Source organism: Aurantimonas sp. E1-2-R+4, assembly GCF_036549515.1.
Classification (GTDB): Bacteria; Pseudomonadota; Alphaproteobacteria; order Rhizobiales; family Rhizobiaceae; genus Aurantimonas; species Aurantimonas coralicida_A.
Genome location: NZ_JAZHLK010000118.1, coordinates 1 through 2275, shown reverse-complemented (window position 1 = coordinate 2275; position 2275 = coordinate 1). Strand labels below are relative to the sequence as shown.

Annotated in this window: 1 protein-coding gene; it reads left to right on the top strand. The window is 60.2% G+C overall.

Annotated features, from left to right (window positions below):
* The first annotated feature begins 183 nt into the window (after nt 1-183).
* On the top strand, nt 184-1899 hold the full coding sequence (locus VQ045_RS21545; protein ID WP_331831579.1) for an APC family permease: 1716 nt from the start codon (nt 184-186) through the stop codon (nt 1897-1899).
* Nucleotides 1900-2275: the final 376 nt, after the last annotated feature.

The following is a 2275-nucleotide window of genomic DNA, read 5'->3' as shown; positions in this document are numbered from 1 at the left end:
AGGATTTCGAGAACCTGTCGCGCAACGCGCTCGCATTCCTCAAACTGGCGTCTATCCGCCTAATGCTGCGAAGGCTTTGTTCAAATTGAACAACTTTCCGGACCGACTCTGAGCTAGAGCTCGGATCAATTACTCCTATTGCAATATACACTTATAAATAAAAATGCGGAGGAACCCTGATAAATGTCGACCATATCCACAGCTGTCGATAGCGCCCCAGCATCTGGAAAGCTTCATCGAAGCATTGATTGGACTGGCGCCTTCTGGGTAGCAAGCGGTGTGCCCGCGTTGGTTCTTTTCTCCATTGGCGGCATCGCCGGAGTTACAGGAAAACTTGCATTCCTGATCTGGATCGCATCGATGACGATGGGGTTCCTACAGTCGTTCACCTATGCCGAGATCGCCGGGTTGTTTCCGAATAAATCCGGCGGAGCCTCGATCTATGGTGCGGCTGCCTGGGTGCGCTATGCCAAACCGATCGCGCCCCTGTCGGTCTGGTGCAACTGGTTCGCGTGGTCGCCGGTGCTTTCGCTGGGTTGTTCCATTGCGGCAGCCTACATCCTCAACGCGCTCGCGCCCGTTCCCTTAGCCAATAGCACGGCCGTCGCCGACTGGCTGGCCACCAATGGGGCGGCCTTGACTGTTGCCGAGGCCGACAAGACCGCCGCCGCGGTCGCCGCCCTGACGCCGGGGATTCGCGAATGGACGTTGTTTCGCACGACCTTCGGTCCGGTGTCGCTGTCCCTCAATTCGGCGTTCTTCATCGGCGCCGTCTTGATGTTGATGGTGTTCGCGATCCAGCATCGCGGCATATTGGGAACCGCCAAGTTCCAAAAATATATCGGACTGCTCGTCATCATCCCGATGGCGATCGTCGGCGTCGTCCCGATCCTGAACGGTAACGTTGATTGGGGGAACTTTTCGCCGCTCGTGCCCTTGGCCGAGCCATACGCGCCGGAACCTGGCGCCTGGAACATTGCCGGTTGGACGCTCGTCCTGGGCGGTATGTTCATCGCCGCATGGTCGACCTACGGCTTTGAAACCGCCGTCTGCTACACCAGCGAGTTCAAGAACCCCGCCACCGACACCTTCAAGGCCATTTTCTACTCGGGCCTGCTCTGCCTTGTGCTGTTCAGTCTGGTGCCGTTCACCTTCCAAGGTGCGCTCGGCCTCGACGGCATGCTGTCGGACTCGATCGTCGATGGATCGGGCGTGGCCGCGGCCATGGCGCATATGGTCGGCGGCGGCGCGATCATCGAGAGCCTGCTCGTCATGTTGATGATCTTGGCTTTGATGCTGACCTTGATGACGGCGATGGCCGGCTCATCGCGGACCCTCTACCAGGGCTCGGTCGATGGCTGGCTGCCGCGGTATCTGTCGCACGTGAATGAACATGGCGCGCCGACGCGGGCCATGTGGACCGATCTGGTGGTCAACCTCGTCGTCCTCGCGATCGCGGTGGCGGATGCGACCAGTTTCTTCTTCATCCTGGCCGTCTCCAATTGCGGCTACATCATCTTCAACTTCCTCAACCTCAATGCCGGGTGGATTCATCGCATCGACTCCGCCCACATTCCCCGCCCCTACAAGGCGCCGACCGTGATCATCGTGATCGGCACCCTCTTCGCCTTCGTCAACGCCGTCTTCATGGGCGCCGGCGCGCAGGTCTGGAACCCGATGGCCTTGTGGGCGGGCCTGTTCACCGCGGCATTGATCATCCCGGTCTTCTTTTACCGTCACTACATCCAGGATCACGGGAAATTTCCCGATCAGATGCTGGTCGACCTGCACATCGAACCAGGCACGGCGATGACGCGGAAGGCAGGCATGTTGCCCTACCTGACGCTTGCCGGGGGCGTCATCGTGGTGCTCGTCTCGAACTGGATTTTCCAGGCCTGACCCAAGCAAAACGATGACGGAAGAATGGCTCCGCCGAACAGGCCGAGCCTCACACTGAAGACAAACCCCGCCGATCGTCGGCGGGGTTTTTCGTTTTGAGAGTGCGCCGCGGGTCCGACTGCGGGTGGCCCGACCCGACGCCGCGTGAACTTTCCATCCCGCGAGGATGCGCGAAGGGCCCTTGGGCAGTCGTTGCTGCCGCGTCGGCGACGTCATCGGCCAGTGGCCGACGACGCAGCGTCAACCGCCAGCCATTTGCAAACGCCGACCACGGCGATGGTTCAGGATGTCAACGCCGGAGCAAATATGCGCCAGTTGGCCGGAGGAAATATGTGCCAGGTGACGTCATGAGAAGGGCCCCGATCGGGGCCCTTCT